The following is an 18,002-nucleotide window of genomic DNA, read 5'->3' on the forward strand; positions in this document are numbered from 1 at the left end:
ATCACTTCGAGGAATATCTGCATGAAATATACCCCATTCATTCGTGGCGCTCTGTCAGCGGTTCTGTTGTCCATGCTGGCAGCATCGCCTGCATTGGCTGATAAGATCCGTCTCGGCGTCACATCAGGTCCACATGCCCAGATCGCAGAAGCTATCGCGCCAATCGCGAAAGCCAAGGGGCTTGAGATTGAAATCGTCGAGTTTTCCGATGGCGCGATGATCGATCCGGCTACGAATGATGGAGACCTCGATGCCAACGGTTTTCAGCACACGCCATATCTTAATCAGCAAAACAAGGATCGTGGACTTAATCTCGTAGCAGTAGGCGGCAACACCGTGCTGCTGCCGATGGCTGGCTATTCGCATAAGTTCAAGACCTTGGCCGATCTGCCGGAAGGTGCACAAATTACAATCCCGAACGATCCAAGCAATGCTGGACGCGCCTTGAAGCTGCTTGAAAAGAGTGGGGTGCTCAAGCTCACACCCGGCGTGACATTCAATGCCACAGAACTCGACATTGTTGAGAATCCGAAGAACGTAAAAATCATTCCGATGGAAACAGCCCAGCTTGCCCGTTCGTTGGAAGATGTTGATTTTTCGGTGATCACTTCTCATTTCGCGTTGAGCGCCGGTCTGGTTCCAAGCCGAGATGCAATCCTGATTGAAGACCAGTTGTCCGACTATTTCTGTCTCATCGCTGTTGCGGAAAAAAACAAGGATGCGCCTTGGGTCAAGACACTGATCGAGTCCTACAAGTCGCCAGAAGTCAAAGCCTTCATCGAACAAAAGTTCGAGGGCAATATCATTGCAGGATGGTGAGATGAACCTTTCGGTTCGCATAGCTGAAACAGCGCGGAGCCAGATTGGCTCCGTACCGTCGATCATCGAGGTCAGGGCGCTGACCAAGACCTATGATCCGAAAGCCGGTGCGGTTTTGGATGACGTGTCATTGCAGGTGGGCAAAGGATCTATACACGGCATCATCGGTCGCTCTGGTGCTGGTAAAAGCACGCTGGTGCGGTGTCTGAATGGCCTTGTGCAGCCGACGAGTGGTGAGGTTTTCGTCGCCGGGCGACAGGTTAGCCAGCTTGAAGGTCGCGAATTGCGACAGGCAAGACGCGATATATCGATGATATTTCAGCACTTTAGTCTCCTTTCTTCTAGAAGTGCTGCAGCTAATATAGCACTACCTATGGAATTGGCCGGTGTGCCGCGCGAAACCATTCGCAAGCGCGTAGCCGAACTGCTTGATCTGGTCGGTCTTGACGGAAAAGCCAATGCCTATCCCTCAGAATTGTCTGGTGGCCAGAAGCAGCGTGTGGGCATTGCGCGTGCGTTGGCGCTGGAGCCGAGTGTTCTTCTGTCGGACGAGGCAACGTCTGCGCTTGATCCTGAAACAACTGAACAAATTCTCTCACTGCTCAAGGATATAAACCGACGCCTGGGCCTGAGCATCGTTCTGATAACCCATGAGATGGATGTGGTTCGCCAGATTGCGGATCATGTGACCGTGCTTGAAGGCGGACGCGTGGTTGAGAGCGGTCCGACATTCGATGTCTTCGCCTTTCCTCAATCCACCATCGCGCGGTCATTTCTCTCGAGCATTGTGGCACATGATCTGCCGCCCGAAGTTGCACAGAAACTCCGGCCAGAAGCAGCTCCCGGATCAAATCCGGTATTGCGGATTATCTTCTCTGGGGAGGCGGCACATTCGCCTGTGGTCGCAACGCTCGTTCAGCGCTTTGGCATCAATCCTAATATCCTGCACGGACGCATCGATTACATCGGCGGAAAGCCGCTCGGCATCATGACGCTGATTGCCGAAAACGGTGAGCCTGAACTCGCTGATGTCCTCGCATATCTCAATTCGCTTGAACTGCATGGAGAGGTGCTCGGTCATGTTGTCTGATCTGCTTTCACCCGCACTCGTCAATCTGCTGCTTGAGTCACTCAAGCAGACAATAATGATGGTGGCCGCTTCTGCAATTCTCTCGACCCTGATCGGCTTACCGCTCGGCATCGCTTTGGTGGTAACAGCCCCCGGACAGTTTCTTGAGCGACCAGTTTTCAACCGCGTTGCAGGCACCATCGTCAATCTGGTGCGGTCTACGCCTTTCATCATTCTGATGGTGGCGATTATCCCATTCACCCGCTTTGTGGCTGGTACAACGGTCGGCACCTTTGCGGCGATAGTGCCGCTGACGGTCGCCATCATTCCGCTCTATGCACGCCTCGCAGAAACCGCAATGCGTGAGGTAGATCAAAGTCTTATCGAAGCTGCTGAAAGTATGGGAGCAACGCCGTTGCAGATTATTTTCAAGGTTCTTCTACCCGAGGCTTTACCTGGAATTATCGCAGGCCAGACTGTCACACTGGTGAGCCTTGTCGGCTACTCAGCCATGGCAGGAACCGTCGGAGGCGGTGGCCTGGGCGATCTCGGTATCCGTTTTGGTTATCAGCGTTTCATGCCGGAAGTGATGATCGCAGTCGTCATCATTCTTGTTGCCATCGTTCAATCCATTCAGGTTACGGGCGATTATGCCGCCCGGATCGTCAATCATCGCGTGGCGCGCAGTCGCCGCTCACGCTAAAATTCAGAGGAGACACATAATGACCGCGCACTCACATCCCATCAATCTGCCTTTGCTGGACATATCCCGCTACAACGGCTCACCGGAAGAACGTAAAAGCTTCATTGAAGAGCTTCGCCGAACCCTTCATGACCACGGTTTTTTCTACCTGACAGGCCACGGTGTTGACCCCAAGCTGATTTCTGATGTTGTCGCTACTGCCAAGCGTTTCTTTGCTTTGCCGACGGAAGAAAAGCTTAAGATCGAGATGATCAACACGTCACATTTCCGTGGCTATAACCGTGCGGGTCTTGAACGCACTCGTGGTGAACAGGATTGGCGCGAACAGCTTGATATCAACACCGAAGCAGAGCCTGCCGACATCGGTCCCGACAGCCCGGCATGGAAGCGTCTGATTGGCCCCAATCAGTGGCCGGAAGCGTTGCCGGAACTCAAGCCGCTATTGCTTGCGTATCAGGCGGAAGTCACGCGCGTAGGTATCGATATTCTGAAAGCCATAGCGCAGGCACTTGGCCAAAGTGAAGATTTCTTTGCGCAGATTTATGAGCCACACCCATCGCAGCTTTTGAAAATCATTCGCTATCCGGGTCGTGATGTTGCTGAAAGCGAGCAGGGCGTTGGCGCACATAAGGACGGTGGCTTCGTGACCGTGCTGCTTCAGGATGTCGTACCGGGCCTGCGTGTTCAGCGTGAGGACGGTGTCTGGATCGATGCACCGCCTGTGCCGGGTACGTTTGTCATCAATACTGGCGAACTGCTTGAACTGGCGACCAACGGCTTTGTTCGTGCTGACGTACATGGCGTTGTCGCACCACCCGCTGGAACTGAGCGCTTCTCGGTGGCGTTCTTCCTTGGCGCTCGCTATGACGCAACGATCCCTGTGATTGATCTGCCGGACGACCTCAAGACAAAGGAACGTGGCGTAACAGTTGATCCACTCAACACGCTCTTCCGCGAAGTGGGCCAGAACAATCTCAAGAGCCGCCTGCGCTCGCATCCTGATGTCGCACGTGCTCATCATCAGGACCTGTTGGATTCCCCGGAATTCGCCAGCCTGAAGCTGGGTTCAGCGTATTGATAAACCCATCCCTTGACGGTTGATCGTTGTGTCTTTCTTTCGTCCGTCAAGGAACAGGCTCGGGGGTACAAAGGCATCATGTGCCCGTTTTGCCGCTTAGGGTAGCTGGCAGGGTTCGCATAAAAAAGCGCCGGGTTTCCGGCGCTTTTTCATTTCAATACGGTGGTTCGTTTAGAGCGCATCCCGAAAAGTGTGAAACGGTTTTCGGACAAAGATGCGCGTTAAAACAAATATTTAGAGCGCCGATCTGATCCAATCAGATCGAAACGCGCTCTAGCCGCTGATAAGCTTTACTTCCATAAAGTCTTCGAGACCCCATTTGCCGCCTTCGCGGCCGTTGCCCGACTGCTTGTATCCACCAAACGGGCTTCCCGGAGCACGTGATGTACCGTTGATCTGGATCATGCCGGCGCGGAGCTTACGCGCAACACGTTTGGCTCGTTCCGGGTTGCCCGTCTGGATATAGGCAGCCAGACCGTATGGTGTGTCATTGGCGACAGCGATGGCTTCTTCTTCCGTGTCGAAAGGGATCATCGCCAGCACAGGGCCGAAGATTTCTTCGCGGGCAATGGTCATATCATTATTCACATCGGCAAAGATCGTCGGCTTGACGAAGTCGCCTTCCGAAATGCCCTCCGGACGACCCGTGCCACCGACAACCAGACGCGCTCCTTCATCAATACCCTTCTGAATCAGCGCCTGAACCTTCTCAAACTGGATTGAAGAGGAGAGTGGGCCGATATGTTCGCCGTCCTTGGCCGGATCATCGACTGTGGTCTTGGCAGCTGCCTTTTTGGCGAATTCGACCGCTTTTTCGTAAACCGAACGTTCGACCAGCATACGTGTTGGCGCATTGCAGGACTGGCCGGTATTCTCAAAGCAATGGTTCACACCGCGCTCAATTGCCTTTTCCAGATCGCTATCAGCGAACACGATGTTTGGCGACTTGCCGCCGAGTTCCAGCGAAACGCGCTTGACGGTCGCAGCAGCAGCGCGAGAAACAGCAGTGCCTGCCCGGGTTGAGCCGGTGAATGACATCATGTCGATATCCGGATGCTGCGACATCGCTTCGCCTACAACCGGGCCTTCACCGTTGACAAGATTGAACACACCCTTCGGCAGACCTGCCTCATCGACAAATTCAGCAAAGAGCATGGCTGACATTGGCGCAATTTCAGACGGCTTGAGCACGACTGTGCAACCAACAGCAATTGCCGGAATGACCTTGAGCGCGATCTGGTTCATCGGCCAATTCCATGGCGTGATCAGACCACAAACACCGATCGGTTCACGCAGGATGGCCTGATTGGGATGCTTGGGTGAGAGAATTTCTTCAAATTCGAAATTTTCAAAAGCAGAGATGAAAGCTTTGGTATGAGACAGCCCGGCTGCTGCCTGAGATTCACGTGCGAGCTTGATCGGTGCGCCCATTTCCTTGGAAATGGCCTGAGCCATTTCTTCAAGGCGGCGCTCGTAAATTTCAACGATACGGCGAATATAGCCAATACGCTCTTCCGCAGGCGTTTCGCTCCATATTGGGAACGCCTTGCGAGCGGCAGCTACGGCAAGATCTATGTCAGCAATGGAACCTGCAGAAATGACTGCATAAGGCTTTTCGGTTGCCGGGTTGATGACCTCAATTGCTTTTGCTTCAAGCGGAGAACGCCACGCGCCGTCGATATAGAAATCCGTTTTCTGATCCAGATTTTTCTGAAGCATGATGAAATCCTCCAATGCTTTGAATTTTATCTTAAGGGTGACGAACCACCCGTTTCCCTGGTTGCCGCGCAGACTACCCCCCAGCTATGACGCCGTCAAAACACAACGATCAATGGAAACATCAATTTTTCTTATTCATTATCGTAAGCTTCAAACTCAACGCCGAGCGTTTCCAGCCCCTCTTCAATATAATCACCCAGGAGTGGAATGCCGAGCAGATACTTGGCTTCGCGCCCATTGTGGCGGTCGCTTGCGGTCGAGAGAGCTTCTTCCCATTCTTCGGCACTGAAATCACCGCGCCCAACCCACACCAGGGCCAGTAGTTCAATCCTCTCATCTTCATTCAGAGAACGAATTGCTGCGACAAGCTCTTTGCGCGTCGGATTATCATTGGAGGCATCAAGGATATCAACATCGCCGTCGTCGGCGGCATTAGAGCCGGAATTTTCATCAACTGCGGGCACCTGAACGTCATATTCACGCGCTTTGGAGATAATGAATTCGATATTCTCGATATTATTTACCAGCTCAACCATGATGTGCCTCCGTTAACGTCATTTACTACTTATCGAACGTGGGACGATAGGTCTGGGTTCCGCCTTGATTGGCAAGCCTTTACAAAGCACGTGCGGCACCTCTTCCTGCAGCACGGCCAGAGAATATGCAGCCTCCAAGGAATGTTCCTTCCAGCGCATTATACCCGTGATAGCCGCCACCTCCAAAGCCTGCTGCTTCTCCTGCGGCATAAAGGCCTGGAACGGGTTCGCCCCGCGCGTCGAGAACCGCTGAATCTAGATCGGTATGCAGCCCGCCCAGTGTTTTTCGGGTCAGGACATGCAGTTTGACGGCAATCAGCGGACCATTATTCGGATCAAGCAAAGCATGAAGCGGTACAGCCCGCGTCAGCCGGTCACCGATATAAGCCCGTGCATTGTGGATAGCGGTTATCTGCGCATCCTTGGAGTAGCGATTGGTAACTTCACGGTCGCGCGCTTCCATCTGGTTGCGGATATGAGTGAGGTTCAGCAGCTTCTGACCCGTCAACTGGTTCATCTTGACGACAAGTTCGTCAAGGTTGGTCGCAGTGACGAAATCCTCGCCATGATCGATGAAAGCCTTAACCGGAGGCGGTGGAGTTTTACCGAGACGGCTTTTGATCAGAAGTTTCCAGTCCTTGCCCGTGAGGTCTGGGTTTTGTTCCGAGCCTGAGAGGGAAAATTCCTTGCGAATGATTTTCTCAGTCAGAATGAACCATGAATAGTCGTAGCCCGTTGCCAGAATATGCTTAAGTGTGCCGAGTGTATCGAAGCCGGGCAGATAGGGCGAGGGCAGGCGGTTGCCCTCCGCATCAAACCACATCGATGACGGCCCCGGCAGAATACGGATGCCATGGTTGGGCCAGATGGGGTTCCAGTTGCGAAGGCCTTCCGTATAGTGCCACATACGGTCGCCGTTAATGACATGTCCGCCTGCCGAGACGGCAATATCGATGCCACGGCCATCCACATGCGCCGGCACTCCAAGCACCATATTCTCGGGCGGATTGCCAAGTCTGTCGCGTGGCCATGCCCTACGGACACGCTCGGGATCGCCACCGATACCGCCAGACGTTACGATCACACAATTGGCGGATAGTTCGAATTGACCGGCGGCGTCACGTGATGATGATTGTCCGCGCTCAACAGTGGAGGGCACAAGAATATCCCCGCGTACCCCGCTTGCCTGACCGTTGGTCATGACAATTTCATTGGCACGGTGACGACATTTCAGTGTGAGCAATCCATTTGAAATAGCCTCTCGCATCAGGCGCTCGAAAGGAGCTACGACACCCGGCCCTGTACCCCATGTCACGTGAAAGCGTGGAACGGAATTGCCGTGTCCGTGTGCTTGAGCGCCTCCACGCTCTGCCCAGCCGACAACAGGAAACCAGCGCATACCGAGACTATGCAGCCAAGAACGCATTTCACCGGCTGCAAATTGCAAATAGGCTTCAGCACATTGTTTGGGCCAATAATCTTCCGGGCGATCAAATTGCGCCGATCCGAGCCAATCCTGTCGTGCCAGATCAAGGCTATCCTTTATGCCCAGACGCCGTTGTTCGGGACTGTCGACCATGAACAGGCCACCAAGCGACCAGAATGCTTGTCCGCCAACCGAATTTTCACCTTCCTGCTCAAGCAGGATGACTTTTCGTCCGGCGCTGGTTAGCTCATGAGCGGCCACAAGCCCCGCCAGACCTGACCCGATAATAATCGCATCCGCATTCTTCATATCCGCATCCTCCCTCGTCGGGAGAGTGGCTTATGGAAATGCTGCTGGCAAGTGCAGTCAGGCTGTCAGGAAAGGCAGAACCCAATCGGCAATCAGTTTGATTGAAAGACCGAAAAGCGTGAGCTGGACCAACAGGAAAAATGGGCCATCGGGCATAATGCGGGTGAGCTTTGCTCCGACAAATGTTCCGACGATGGCGGCAGGCAAAAGCCAAAGACCGAGCGACCAGTCGAGATTGGAGAATTGCTGCAATTGCCAGTAAGGGATCAGCTTAACCGCGTTGACGATCGCAAAAAGGATGGTCGAGGTGCCGGCAAAGACAAGCTTTTCAAGATGCTGCGGCAACACATACATCTGGAATGGCGGGGCGCCCGAATGCGAAACAAAGCTCGTAAGACCAGTTAATATACCCCAGAACGTCCCGCCCGGAATATCTGCCTTGCGTGCCTGACGACGATATCTGGCGCCCACCCAGACATTGAAACAGAAAAATAGACCCACCAGCCCCACAAGCATTCCAATGAATGTGCTTGAAAGATGTGAACTGAACAACCAACCAAGCCCGATGCCGACAATCGCGGCAGGCGTCAGTATCGCCAGATTTCGCTTCGAGAAATGATGACGATAGAGATAAAGACCGAACATATCACTGACGACATAGATCGGCAGCAGAAGAGCCGCAGCTGTGACCGGCGAAATAACCAAGGCCATCAGTGGCACTGAAAGTGTCCCCACCGATGGCAATCCGCCTTTCGATAGCCCAACCAGAAAAGCCGCGATAACGGCAACTGTCATAAACAAAGGGGTATGCTCAAGCATTCAGACAGTTACCATTACCAAAATTAACAAGAAGGTTTGAGCTGTATTTCTCAGCTATGCGCCCATTCCCAATAAAGCGAACGTGCGCGCTTGGTAACGGCACCATATTCCAGCTTGCGTTCATCGAAGCCGATGATTGGCACAACCTTGCTCATATTGCCCGTCGAGAAGATTTCATCTGCTTCGCGGAAGTCCTGAACTTTGAGTGTCGTTTCGTGGACGCTGACACCCGCCTCGCGCAGAAGTTTGATGACGCGCTGGCGCGTGATGCCATTCAGGAATGTGCCGTTTGGAACCGGAGTAAAAACTTCACCGCCACGAACCATAAAGACATTCGAGGTTGCTGTTTCTGCGACATTACCGAGAACATCGGTAACAAGCGCATTGTGAAAGCCCTTGGCTTTGGCTTCGCGCAACATGCGGCCATTGTTCGGATAAAGACAGGCCGCCTTGGCATTGACAGGCATAACTTCGAGGTATGGGCGACGGAGAGATGTCGTTGTAACGGTGAAACCTTTTGGTTCAACCATCGGAATGGCTTCGAGACAAAGCGCAAAGTCGGTCGATTCAGGAGCAGCAGCAACCGTGCTGGAGTCGCCTTCTTCGGCCCAATACATGGGGCGGATATAGACATCCGTGCCGGGAGCAAACTTCATCAGCCCTTCACGGGCCAGTGCTTCGATGTCATTACCGCTGAGTGTGGGAGCAAGCTCGAGTGCGCGTGCTGAATCGTTTGCGCGGGCTGCATGCAGATCAAGATCCGGTGTAACGCCTTCAAACAGACGCGCTCCATCGAAAACGAGCGAACCGAGCCAGGTTGCGTGCGATGCGGCACCAAGTATCCGTACATCGCCTTCACGCCATTCACCCTTATAGTAGGTCCACATTGCCCGCTTCTCGTTCATTCTCTTCGTCCTTCATCAATCTCGTTGTCGTGCCAAATCCGGCGCAAAACGCTTTCAGATTACTGATGCAATTGCTGGTAAAAGCGTGGGCGGGATATAAACGTAAGCTGTTATAGCACGCCACCTGAAACTGAAAACCAGTTTCAGGTCTGATATGGGCGCATAATATTCAATCCTGCGAGAGCATTGGCTTACTTCTCTTCGGCCAGAGCAGGCGATGGATCGGAAGTAGCAACCGCTGCCGGACCTTGTACACCACGCTGACGTTCGCGTACAAAAGTGAACAGGCCTGAAATCGTGATCAGGACAATGCCAATCAGCATAGGCAGATCGATATGGTCATGGAATATAAAATAGCCAAACAGGATCGCCCAGAGCATCTGGCTATACTGTGGTGACGCAATCGCGCTTGCAGGTGCGCGCTGCGCTGCAAGCATGAGAAGAATATTTGCCAATGCCGCAAGCAGGCCATAGCCCGCAAGGTAGCCCCATTGAACGGCTGAAGGTGTCTGATAGCTAGGGATCATCAATGCGCCACAGATAAGGATCGGCCCGATAAGACCCGCAGTATAAAGCGAAATACGCTTCTCCTTTTTACCCATGGCACGGAAGATCACGATGCTGAAGGCTCCGCCCAGTCCGCCGCCAAGCGCACCAAGATGGCCGATTGACAGTTCACGGAAGCCGGGGCGCAAAACAACCAGCACGCCGAGGAAGCCGATAATAACCGCCGACCATCGACGCCAGCCAACCTGCTCCTTGAGAAAGATCACCGAAAGTATCGTAACGAATGCCGGTAGCAGGAAGATAAGCGCAAAAGCTTCGGCCATAGAAAGATGCGTGAAGGCCACAACGCTGCCAATCACACCCATTGCAGCCGTGAGCGTGCGAAGTAACCAGAGTTTTATATTTGTGGTTCGAAACATATCGAGCCACTGATCTTCTGGTTTCTTTGTGAAGGGGATGGCCAGTGAGCCCAGAACAGCACCATAAAAGGCGACTTCATAGGGCGACAGCGTGCCATCGAGAAACTTGACGCAGGCGTCGCTTACAGCGAATGCAGCATAGGACGCAAACGCAAGGAAAATACCGTAAAGCATGGTGGTGTCCGCAATGGGCTAGAGATAATCTCCTCCGCAGACCGGATTAATCGATTAAAGCCGGTTTGGCAAAAGGCAATTTTATAAAAATTCAAAATAATGACCGGCTGCTATCCCCTATGACGTAGGCGATTACGGCGTTTTCAAGAAGGCGAGCTCCAGCGAAAACGCATGCCTCATTTGCAATCATATCCGTGGTGTAATTTTGTGCAAAAGACTATTTAACAGGCATCCAACGAGGAGAAAACAAATGAACATTCGTCAGAAATTCCAGCAGTACGTTTCCCGCCGCCGCGCAATGCGTGAACTCGGTGCAATGGACGATCATCTTCTTGCCGATATCGGCGTTTCGCGTTCGCAGATCCAGAGCGCAGTTTTCGGTAAGTAATCACTGATGGCGCGGCTGATAATTAATCGCCCCGAAAGTGAAACTGAAATAATATAACAAAGCGTCGGTACTCCAGTCCCGGCGCTTTTGTTTTTTCTATGTATATTGCAATTTTATTCTATCGGCGGTTCATTTTAAACGCCCTGCAGATTTCGCAGAACGTCGGCGATCTGCAAATAGCGATAGAATTATTCGCGCCTGATGGCGACACTCTCCAATGAGACAAAACGATATTCAATTTGGGATTCCTGCCACTTGAGTGGAGGGTGACTGAAGGAGTATTGATTTGATGCGGGGGCTGGTGATGAAGATGGGTATGTGAATAGTTGCCACTGCTAATTTACCTGTCTTCATTGCCACCATTTTATTAAGACTTTCATGACTGAAAGTTACTTTGACTGTTAATGTGAAGCATATTAGCGTTTTGTCTTATTGCCGAGCATTCGCTCAGACAGTGATTATATGCCTTGCGTGTCGGGCAGTCACACGGTTATGTGGCCGCCCGACGGCACAAGGACCTGACCATGCTCAATCTCATCATAAATGGAACTTTTATCGGCTTAGGCGCGACGATAGTTATGGATATCTGGGCATTGGTTCTTGCGCAGTTTCCAGGGCAGTCTCGTCCCAATTGGGGCCTTGTCGGTCGCTGGTTCTGGCATTTACGAGACGGCCAGATATTTCACGATGATATAGCAGCATCAAAGCCCTACGCCCATGAGGTTGCCCTGGGCTGGATCGGCCACTATGCGGTAGGCATTCTCTACGGCATCATCTTTGCGCTTTATGGCGGCGCAGCGTGGTTTGCGAATCCGATATTCCTTCCCGCCTGGATATTCGGAATCCTCACTGTGGCAGCAGGCTGGTTTCTATTGCAACCAGGCTTGGGAATCGGCTGGGCAGCATCGCGTTTGCCAAATGCCGGAAACGTCCGTATTCTCAACCTCGTCGCCCATACATTTTTTGCCTTCGGCATGTATGGCACCGGCGTTCTCCTGAAAACAGTAGCTTAATCATATAGATAGTTTTGGGTGCGGTAACTTAGACAGCTACCATTTTTGAAGCACTTTCAAAAATTAGAGCCTGAATAGGTGGCTGGCGCGCTTCTAAAAGTCAGTCCAAACTAAATCACGTTAATAAACAGGCATTCTTGCGGCAGAACTGTGTTTTTGATCGCGTTGGGTGTATGGGGAACAAATCCGCTCGCGCAAAATGCGGCTGCGGCTAACAAATACGGCAATCGCAATAGATTGCACCGATTTTAACAGCTGATCGCAAGCAATTGCTCTCGGCTGATCATTGGTGCCTTTGAATGCGAGCTTTTGCCCTGGAGGGACCATGCTGGAAAAGCTGTTCAAATTGCAGGAACATGGCACATCGGTGAGAACGGAAGTCATCGCTGGCGTGACGACCTTCCTGACGATGTCTTACATTATCTTCGTCAATCCTGATATTCTGTCCACAACAGGTATGGATCGCAACGCAGTCTTCGTTGCTACATGTCTTGCGGCAGCATTGGGTTCGATTGTCATGGCGCTTGTCGCCAACTGGCCGATTGGCATGGCACCGGGTATGGGCCTGAATGCCTTCTTCGCCTTTACGGTCGTCGGTGCTATGGGCTTCTCCTGGCAACAGGCGCTTGGCGCGGTCTTCATTTCCGGCATTATCTTCCTGTTTCTCACGGTAACAGGTATCCGGCGTTGGCTGGTCGAGGGTATTCCGCATTCATTGCGTAGTGCGATTGCTGCCGGTATCGGTATGTTCCTGGCTCTGATCGGGCTCAAGAACGCAGGCGTCGTCGTTGACAATCCGGCAACGCTCGTAGGTCTTGGTGACTTGCGTGAGTTTGGTCCTCTGCTTGCAATCGCCGGCTTCTTCATTATTGCAGCTCTTGATGCACTCAAGGTTCGCGGTGCGATCCTGATCGGTATCCTTGTTGTAACCATTGCATCGATTTCGCTGGGTATCACCCAGTTTGGCGGCGTGTTCTCTGCTCCTCCAAGCCTTGCGCCAACCTTCCTGCAGCTCGATATCATGGGAGCGCTGCACACCGGCATCCTGCACGTCATTCTGGTTTTTGTGCTGGTTGAAGTGTTTGATGCTACCGGTACGCTGATCGGCGTTGCCAAACGTGGCGGCCTGATTGAACCGGGTAAGCCAAATCGTCTTGGTAAAGCTCTGTTTGCAGACAGCACCGCAATTCTGGGTGGCTCGCTGCTCGGCACGTCTTCCACAACAGCATATGTCGAAAGTGCTTCCGGCGTTCAGGCTGGCGGTCGCACAGGTCTGACGGCGCTTGTTGTGGCTCTGTTGTTCCTTGCTGCACTCTTTATTTCGCCTCTGGCTGGCTCCGTACCTGCCTATGCAACAGCACCAGCGCTCGTTTACGTCGCTTGCTTGATGATGCGTGAACTGTCCGAAATCAAGTGGGACGAAATCACGGAAGCTGCACCCGCTGCTCTTACGGCGCTGTCCATTCCGTTCACCTACTCGATTGCAAACGGTCTGGCTTTCGGCTTCATCAGCTATGTTGTCCTGAAGGCTGTAACCGGCAAGGCTCGTGAGGTGCACCTTGCGACCTGGATCGTGGCGGCACTGTTTGTGATCCGCTTCGCATTCTTCCCAGAATAACAACAAACGCCGGGGCAACACCCCGGCGTTTTTCTTTGTGCTTTATCTGGCCTACCTTATTTGGGAGTTGAGGTTATGACACCGGAAGATTTGAAATTGCTCGAGAAGCTTTTTGATGTCATCGAGCAAGACATCATTCCCCTGACGGAGCAGGGCGTTGCAAATGGCAACAAGGTTTTCGGAGCAGCACTACTCCGCAAATCGGATTTGTCTCTGGTGCTTGCTGAAACCAACAATGAGACCGAAAATCCGATGTGGCATGGTGAAGTGCATACGTTGAAACGTTTTTATGAGATGCCTGAGCAGGGACGTCCAGACACAAAAGACATGGTTTTTCTGTCGACACATGAACCGTGCTCAATGTGCTTGTCAGCTATTACCTGGACCGGTTTCGACAATTTCTATTATCTGTTCAGTCATGAAGATTCCCGCGATGCGTTTTCAATCCCGCATGACCTGAAAATACTCAAAGAAGTCTTCACACTGGAGCCCGGTGGCTATAACCGCGACAATAGTTTCTGGCACAGCCATTCGATCCCCAAAATGGTGGCTTCTCTGCTGGAGCCCGATCGTTCTCGTTTTGAAAAGCGGCTTGATGCAATTCGCGCCAAATATGATGCAATGTCCGGCGCATACCAATCTTCAAAAGATGGAAACGCTATTCCTTTGAACTAGAGTATTTCCTGTTTTTCTTGAATCATTGAAAATGCTCTATCTCTTCGTTTTTTTGCATTATCCGACACAAAACCGCTTCGCACTTTTGCTGGAAATGCTCCAATTCAAAGGCTGCATATCAATAACGATATGCAGCCTTTTCAATTTTAGATTTTGTCGAGCAGATTGCGCTTCTGCAGGTTCTGTATCAGCGCACGAATGCCAAAGGTCCATTCAGCGCAATTATCAGTGCGATCCACCCAATTGACCAGACGCCCGAGCTTCGGAGTCGAAATCTCCACCTTATCGCCAATTTCATGGGTAAAGCCTTGGCCTGCGCCACGACGGTCTTTGACCGGCGCAAACATGGTACCGAGGAAAAGAACAGCGCCGTCCGGATATTGATGATTGCGGTTCATCATCTGTCCAGCAAGGTTTTCCGGATCGCGGCTAATTGCTTCCATTGGGCTTTCGCCGGTCATCTCAAAGCCGTCAGTGCCGTTGACTTTCAGCGAAAGCTTGAGCTTGCGCAGAACGTCCATGGTAAAGTCGCCGTCAAACAGGCGAATAAACGGGCCAATGGCACAAGACGCGTTGTTGTCCTTGGCCTTGCCGAGCAGCAGGGCAGAACGTCCTTCGACGTCACGCAGATTGACATCATTGCCGAGTGTCGCACCGACGATACGGCCATCTGAAGCAACAGCCAGAACGACTTCCGGTTCTGGGTTGTTCCACTGAGAGATTGGCAGAATACCAACGGTCGCACCGCAACCGACTGCAGACATTGGCTGTGACTTTGTGAAAATTTCGGCGTCCGGGCCGATGCCCACTTCCAGATATTGCGACCAGAGACCCATTTCCTGAAGCAGCGCTTTAACCTGTGCCGCTTTTTCCGAGCCCGCTGCAACGCCGCGCAAGCTGTCGCCGATCACCGGAGCCAAACGGTCGCGCACTTCGCGAGCACGACTCGGATCGCCCTTGGCCTGTTCTTCGATGACGCGTTCAAGCATACTGTCGGCGAAGGTTACACCTGCGGCCTTGATCGATTGCAGATCAATCGGTGCAAGCAATTCGCCCTTTTCGCCGGAAAGATAGTCGTCAAGCGTACCGAGATCAGCGAATTGGCCTGCGTCTTTCAACTCGCCGACCAGTTCCTTACGCTCCAGCAAACCTGATACGGTCGCGGAAAGGTTGGAGAGATTATGTACGCGCCCGTTTACAACCAACACCGGGCAGGGCCCATTTTCGGCCTTCGACCACACGCGTCCGATGAGCACTGCCGAAGAGCTGTCTTCTGGCAGGATGATGGACGAGTTCAGAGTATGCTTGTCTTGCACGGATATTCCTCCCGGTTCGTTCAGTTCAAAATGCGAGTAGTTGGATTTGCAGTCTGGAGGCGTGACGACGTTCACATCAATGTGGGCACATCAAATGTGGGCACATCAAATGCAGGCCGCTTTTGGCCACGCTGAAAGCATCACAATTTAATTCCTCCAGGATTATATTGTTGGGTTGTCTGATAACTATATATTCAATGCTTGAAAACTCTTTTATGCGTCGATTGGCAGAATTGGAATGAAATAACCTGCCATTCAGCAAAAGTTCACGTAGACCAGAGATTAATGATCGCATGGCTTGAGGTTTTGAAATGCAGGAACGTTCGATATGAATACTGACCGGCAAGCAGCATTAAGACAGGTGCTCGGAGCGGATATGGTGCTAACCGATCCAGATGCTATGCAGCGTTTTTGCCGCGATTTTCCGGGCGACATTGAAAATGTCGCTATAGCGGTTTTGCGCCCGCGGACTACAGAAGAAGTCTCGCAAGCCGTCAAAATGTGCCGTTCGCTTGGTCTTGGTATTATTCCGCAAGGCGGTAATACAGGTTTGGTGCAGGGCGGGGTGCCTGATGGTCAAAGCGATGTTGTTATTCTTAGTCTTGAACGGATGAACAACATCAGGCAAGTCGACCCTGACGATTTTTCAGCGATTGTCGAAGCTGGATGCATTCTCCTTGAAATGAAAACGCAACTCGCCGCACAGGGCATGTTCTTTCCGCTTTCATTGGGCGCTCAGGGAAGTTGCCGGATTGGCGGTAATGTCAGCACCAATGCCGGCGGCGTCAATGTGCTTCGCTACGGCATGACCCGAGAATTGGTGCTGGGCCTTGAAGTCGTATTGCCGGATGGAGCCATCTTTAATGGACTTTCCACTTTGCGGAAGGACAATCGCGGAATTGATCTCAAGCAACTGTTCATCGGTGACGAAGGCATTTTCGGGATTGTCACGGCAGTTGCGATAAAACTGATGCCTTTGCCTGACAAAATTGAAACTGCAATGCTTGGGCTCAATTCGCTGGAGGATGCAATTGCGCTTTATCGCCGAGCGCGCGTTCAATGCTGCGATCTGATGTCCGCGTTCGAGTTTATGCCGCCAGTGGCTTTTACGCTCGCACAAGAAGCTATCCCCGATCTCGTAGCGCCTTTAGGGCAATACCCTGCCTATGTGTTGATGGAGATATCAGGTTCCGGTCTGGTCGATACGGCGGTACTTATGGAAGCATTTTTGAACGAAGCCATGGAAAGCGGCCTTGTGCTCGATGGCACGATAGCTTCGTCACATATGCAAGCGCAAAATCTGTGGCAGTTTCGCGAAGGAATGAATGCAGGGCAGGGACTCCGCGGAAAGCATTTGCGCACCGATGTTTCTGTGCCGCTATCAAAGCTGGCTGCATTTGTGGCCGAGGCTGAGGCAGAACTGGCAGAGGTTTTGCCTGATTGTCTGCCGATTTCTTATGGGCATGTAGGAGATGGAAATGTACACCTTAATGTCATTCCGCCGCGCGATTTGGATATTGCGAGCAAGGATGAGAAGATCAAACTTGCCAAGCAAACCATCAACGCGGTGCTTGATCGCTATGCAGGTAGTATCAGTGCGGAACACGGTATTGGCAGACTGAAGCGGGAGGACTTCGAGAAGCGTCTTGATCCTGTGCGCAAGGCAATTCTGAAGAGTTTAAAACAAGTGCTTGATCCTGATGCGATCATGAACCCCGGATGCCAGCTTTCGCTTGACTTGGGCAAAAACTGACGACAAATCAATGATAGAGGACATACAGGGAGGAGCAAGCAGTGTTCGGTGAAATCAGACGCAATGAGCAGCTGCCTGCCCGCATCGCTTCCGAGATTGTACGCCAGATTACGGAAGGTAGTTTTCTGCCGGGGCATAAATTGCCTACCGAACACAATCTGGCACAGAGCTTTGGCGTCAGTCGTTCGGTCATCCGCGAAGCAATCGCTCAGCTGCGCAATGAGGGGCTGATCGAAACTCGGCAGGGCGTCGGAGCTTTTGTCACCGAGCCAGATCGTCGTCATGCAATCCGTATTGAACCAGAAACGCTTGCCGATCGGCATCATTTCCAGAGCCTGTTCCAACTGCGTATGGCTTTGGAGATTGAAGCAGCAGGCCTTGCAGCCGTGCATCACACAGCCGAAGACATGCGTAAACTTGATGAAGCCATGGCTGAGATGAACGGGACAGAGAAATGGACGGACGAGGGCATCTCTGCCGATCTGACATTTCACCGCGCTCTTGCAGCTGCAACGCACAATGAATATTTTCCGCTCGTCTTAGGCTTCATCGCAGAGCGGATAAATCAGGCAATCCGGGCGGCGCGAGCACGCGCTGTGCTTGAAGAGATCGTCGAAGTCACCATCGCTGAACACACTGCTATTCGAGATGCGATAGCACTGCGCGATCCATTGAAGGCACGCGAAGTCATGCGGCATCACGTCGTAAGTGCGGCGAGTCGTGTTAATCTCCAACTCGAAATATTCTAAGGAAAAT

Annotated in this window: 17 protein-coding genes; 10 read left to right on the forward strand and 7 right to left on the reverse strand. The window is 52.3% G+C overall.

The window, feature by feature from the left end:
• The first annotated feature begins 21 nt into the window (after positions 1-21).
• From C9380_RS14340 to C9380_RS14355, 4 genes are read left to right on the forward strand one after another with little or no spacing between them, the layout of a single operon-like run.
• Positions 22-819 (forward strand): MetQ/NlpA family ABC transporter substrate-binding protein, encoded by a 798-nt coding sequence (locus C9380_RS14340; RefSeq protein WP_100556968.1) that lies wholly within the window; start codon positions 22-24, stop codon positions 817-819.
• 1 nt (position 820) lies between these two features.
• Complete coding sequence (locus tag C9380_RS14345) at positions 821-1,909, forward strand: methionine ABC transporter ATP-binding protein (RefSeq protein WP_105706237.1); 1,089 nt, start codon at positions 821-823, stop codon at positions 1,907-1,909.
• The gene (locus tag C9380_RS14350; protein ID WP_024896287.1) at positions 1,899-2,591 is read left to right on the forward strand and encodes a methionine ABC transporter permease; all 693 of its coding nucleotides are present in this window, start codon (positions 1,899-1,901) and stop codon (positions 2,589-2,591) included. The genes C9380_RS14345 and C9380_RS14350 overlap by 11 nt, the downstream gene beginning before the upstream one ends.
• A gap of 19 nt (positions 2,592-2,610) precedes the next feature.
• On the forward strand, positions 2,611-3,669 hold the full coding sequence (locus C9380_RS14355) for an isopenicillin N synthase family dioxygenase (protein ID WP_100556970.1): 1,059 nt from the start codon (positions 2,611-2,613) through the stop codon (positions 3,667-3,669).
• Between the two features lie 273 nt (positions 3,670-3,942).
• On the opposite strand, the gene C9380_RS14360 is transcribed toward C9380_RS14355, so the two are convergent.
• From C9380_RS14360 to C9380_RS14385, 6 genes are all read right to left on the reverse strand, one after another.
• Positions 3,943-5,388, reverse strand: a complete 1,446-nt coding sequence (locus tag C9380_RS14360) for an aldehyde dehydrogenase family protein (RefSeq protein WP_128093842.1) — start codon at positions 5,386-5,388, stop codon at positions 3,943-3,945.
• 131 nt (positions 5,389-5,519) lie between these two features.
• Complete coding sequence (locus C9380_RS14365; RefSeq protein WP_024896284.1) at positions 5,520-5,924, reverse strand: DUF3775 domain-containing protein; 405 nt, start codon at positions 5,922-5,924, stop codon at positions 5,520-5,522.
• A gap of 79 nt (positions 5,925-6,003) precedes the next feature.
• Positions 6,004-7,659, reverse strand: a complete 1,656-nt coding sequence (locus C9380_RS14370) for an FAD-binding dehydrogenase (RefSeq protein WP_128093843.1) — start codon at positions 7,657-7,659, stop codon at positions 6,004-6,006.
• Between the two features lie 57 nt (positions 7,660-7,716).
• Entirely contained in the window at positions 7,717-8,478 is a 762-nt protein-coding gene (locus C9380_RS14375; RefSeq protein WP_105706242.1) for a sulfite exporter TauE/SafE family protein, read from the reverse strand.
• A gap of 50 nt (positions 8,479-8,528) precedes the next feature.
• The gene (locus tag C9380_RS14380; protein WP_128093844.1) at positions 8,529-9,383 is read right to left on the reverse strand and encodes a branched-chain amino acid aminotransferase; all 855 of its coding nucleotides are present in this window, start codon (positions 9,381-9,383) and stop codon (positions 8,529-8,531) included.
• A gap of 191 nt (positions 9,384-9,574) precedes the next feature.
• Positions 9,575-10,483 (reverse strand): DMT family transporter, encoded by a 909-nt coding sequence (locus tag C9380_RS14385; protein ID WP_024896280.1) that lies wholly within the window; start codon positions 10,481-10,483, stop codon positions 9,575-9,577.
• A 250-nt stretch (positions 10,484-10,733) separates the two neighbouring features.
• Between C9380_RS14385 and C9380_RS14390 the strand changes: the two genes are divergently transcribed.
• The 4 genes from C9380_RS14390 (at position 10,734) to C9380_RS14405 (ending at position 14,177) form a co-directional block, all read left to right on the forward strand.
• The gene (locus tag C9380_RS14390; RefSeq protein WP_084486677.1) at positions 10,734-10,871 is read left to right on the forward strand and encodes a DUF1127 domain-containing protein; all 138 of its coding nucleotides are present in this window, start codon (positions 10,734-10,736) and stop codon (positions 10,869-10,871) included.
• A gap of 524 nt (positions 10,872-11,395) precedes the next feature.
• Positions 11,396-11,884 (forward strand): DUF2938 domain-containing protein, encoded by a 489-nt coding sequence (locus C9380_RS14395; protein WP_024896279.1) that lies wholly within the window; start codon positions 11,396-11,398, stop codon positions 11,882-11,884.
• A 325-nt stretch (positions 11,885-12,209) separates the two neighbouring features.
• Complete coding sequence (locus tag C9380_RS14400) at positions 12,210-13,502, forward strand: NCS2 family permease (RefSeq protein WP_024896278.1); 1,293 nt, start codon at positions 12,210-12,212, stop codon at positions 13,500-13,502.
• A gap of 75 nt (positions 13,503-13,577) precedes the next feature.
• Positions 13,578-14,177 (forward strand): deaminase, encoded by a 600-nt coding sequence (locus tag C9380_RS14405; RefSeq protein ID WP_128093845.1) that lies wholly within the window; start codon positions 13,578-13,580, stop codon positions 14,175-14,177.
• A 146-nt stretch (positions 14,178-14,323) separates the two neighbouring features.
• Here the strand turns inward: C9380_RS14405 and C9380_RS14415 are convergent, their stop codons facing one another.
• A complete protein-coding gene (locus tag C9380_RS14415; protein ID WP_128093847.1) occupies positions 14,324-15,493 on the reverse strand; it encodes a fumarylacetoacetate hydrolase family protein in 1,170 nt (389 codons plus the stop codon).
• Between the two features lie 328 nt (positions 15,494-15,821).
• Between C9380_RS14415 and C9380_RS14420 the strand changes: the two genes are divergently transcribed.
• The gene (locus C9380_RS14420) at positions 15,822-17,246 is read left to right on the forward strand and encodes an FAD-binding oxidoreductase (protein WP_128093848.1); all 1,425 of its coding nucleotides are present in this window, start codon (positions 15,822-15,824) and stop codon (positions 17,244-17,246) included.
• A 41-nt stretch (positions 17,247-17,287) separates the two neighbouring features.
• Positions 17,288-17,995, forward strand: coding sequence for a FadR/GntR family transcriptional regulator (locus C9380_RS14425; RefSeq protein ID WP_100556979.1), 708 nt, complete (start codon positions 17,288-17,290; stop codon positions 17,993-17,995).
• The last annotated feature ends 7 nt before the right edge of the window (positions 17,996-18,002 follow it).

It is taken from the genome of Brucella pituitosa, from assembly GCF_003049685.1.
Classification (GTDB): Bacteria; Pseudomonadota; Alphaproteobacteria; order Rhizobiales; family Rhizobiaceae; genus Brucella; species Brucella pituitosa.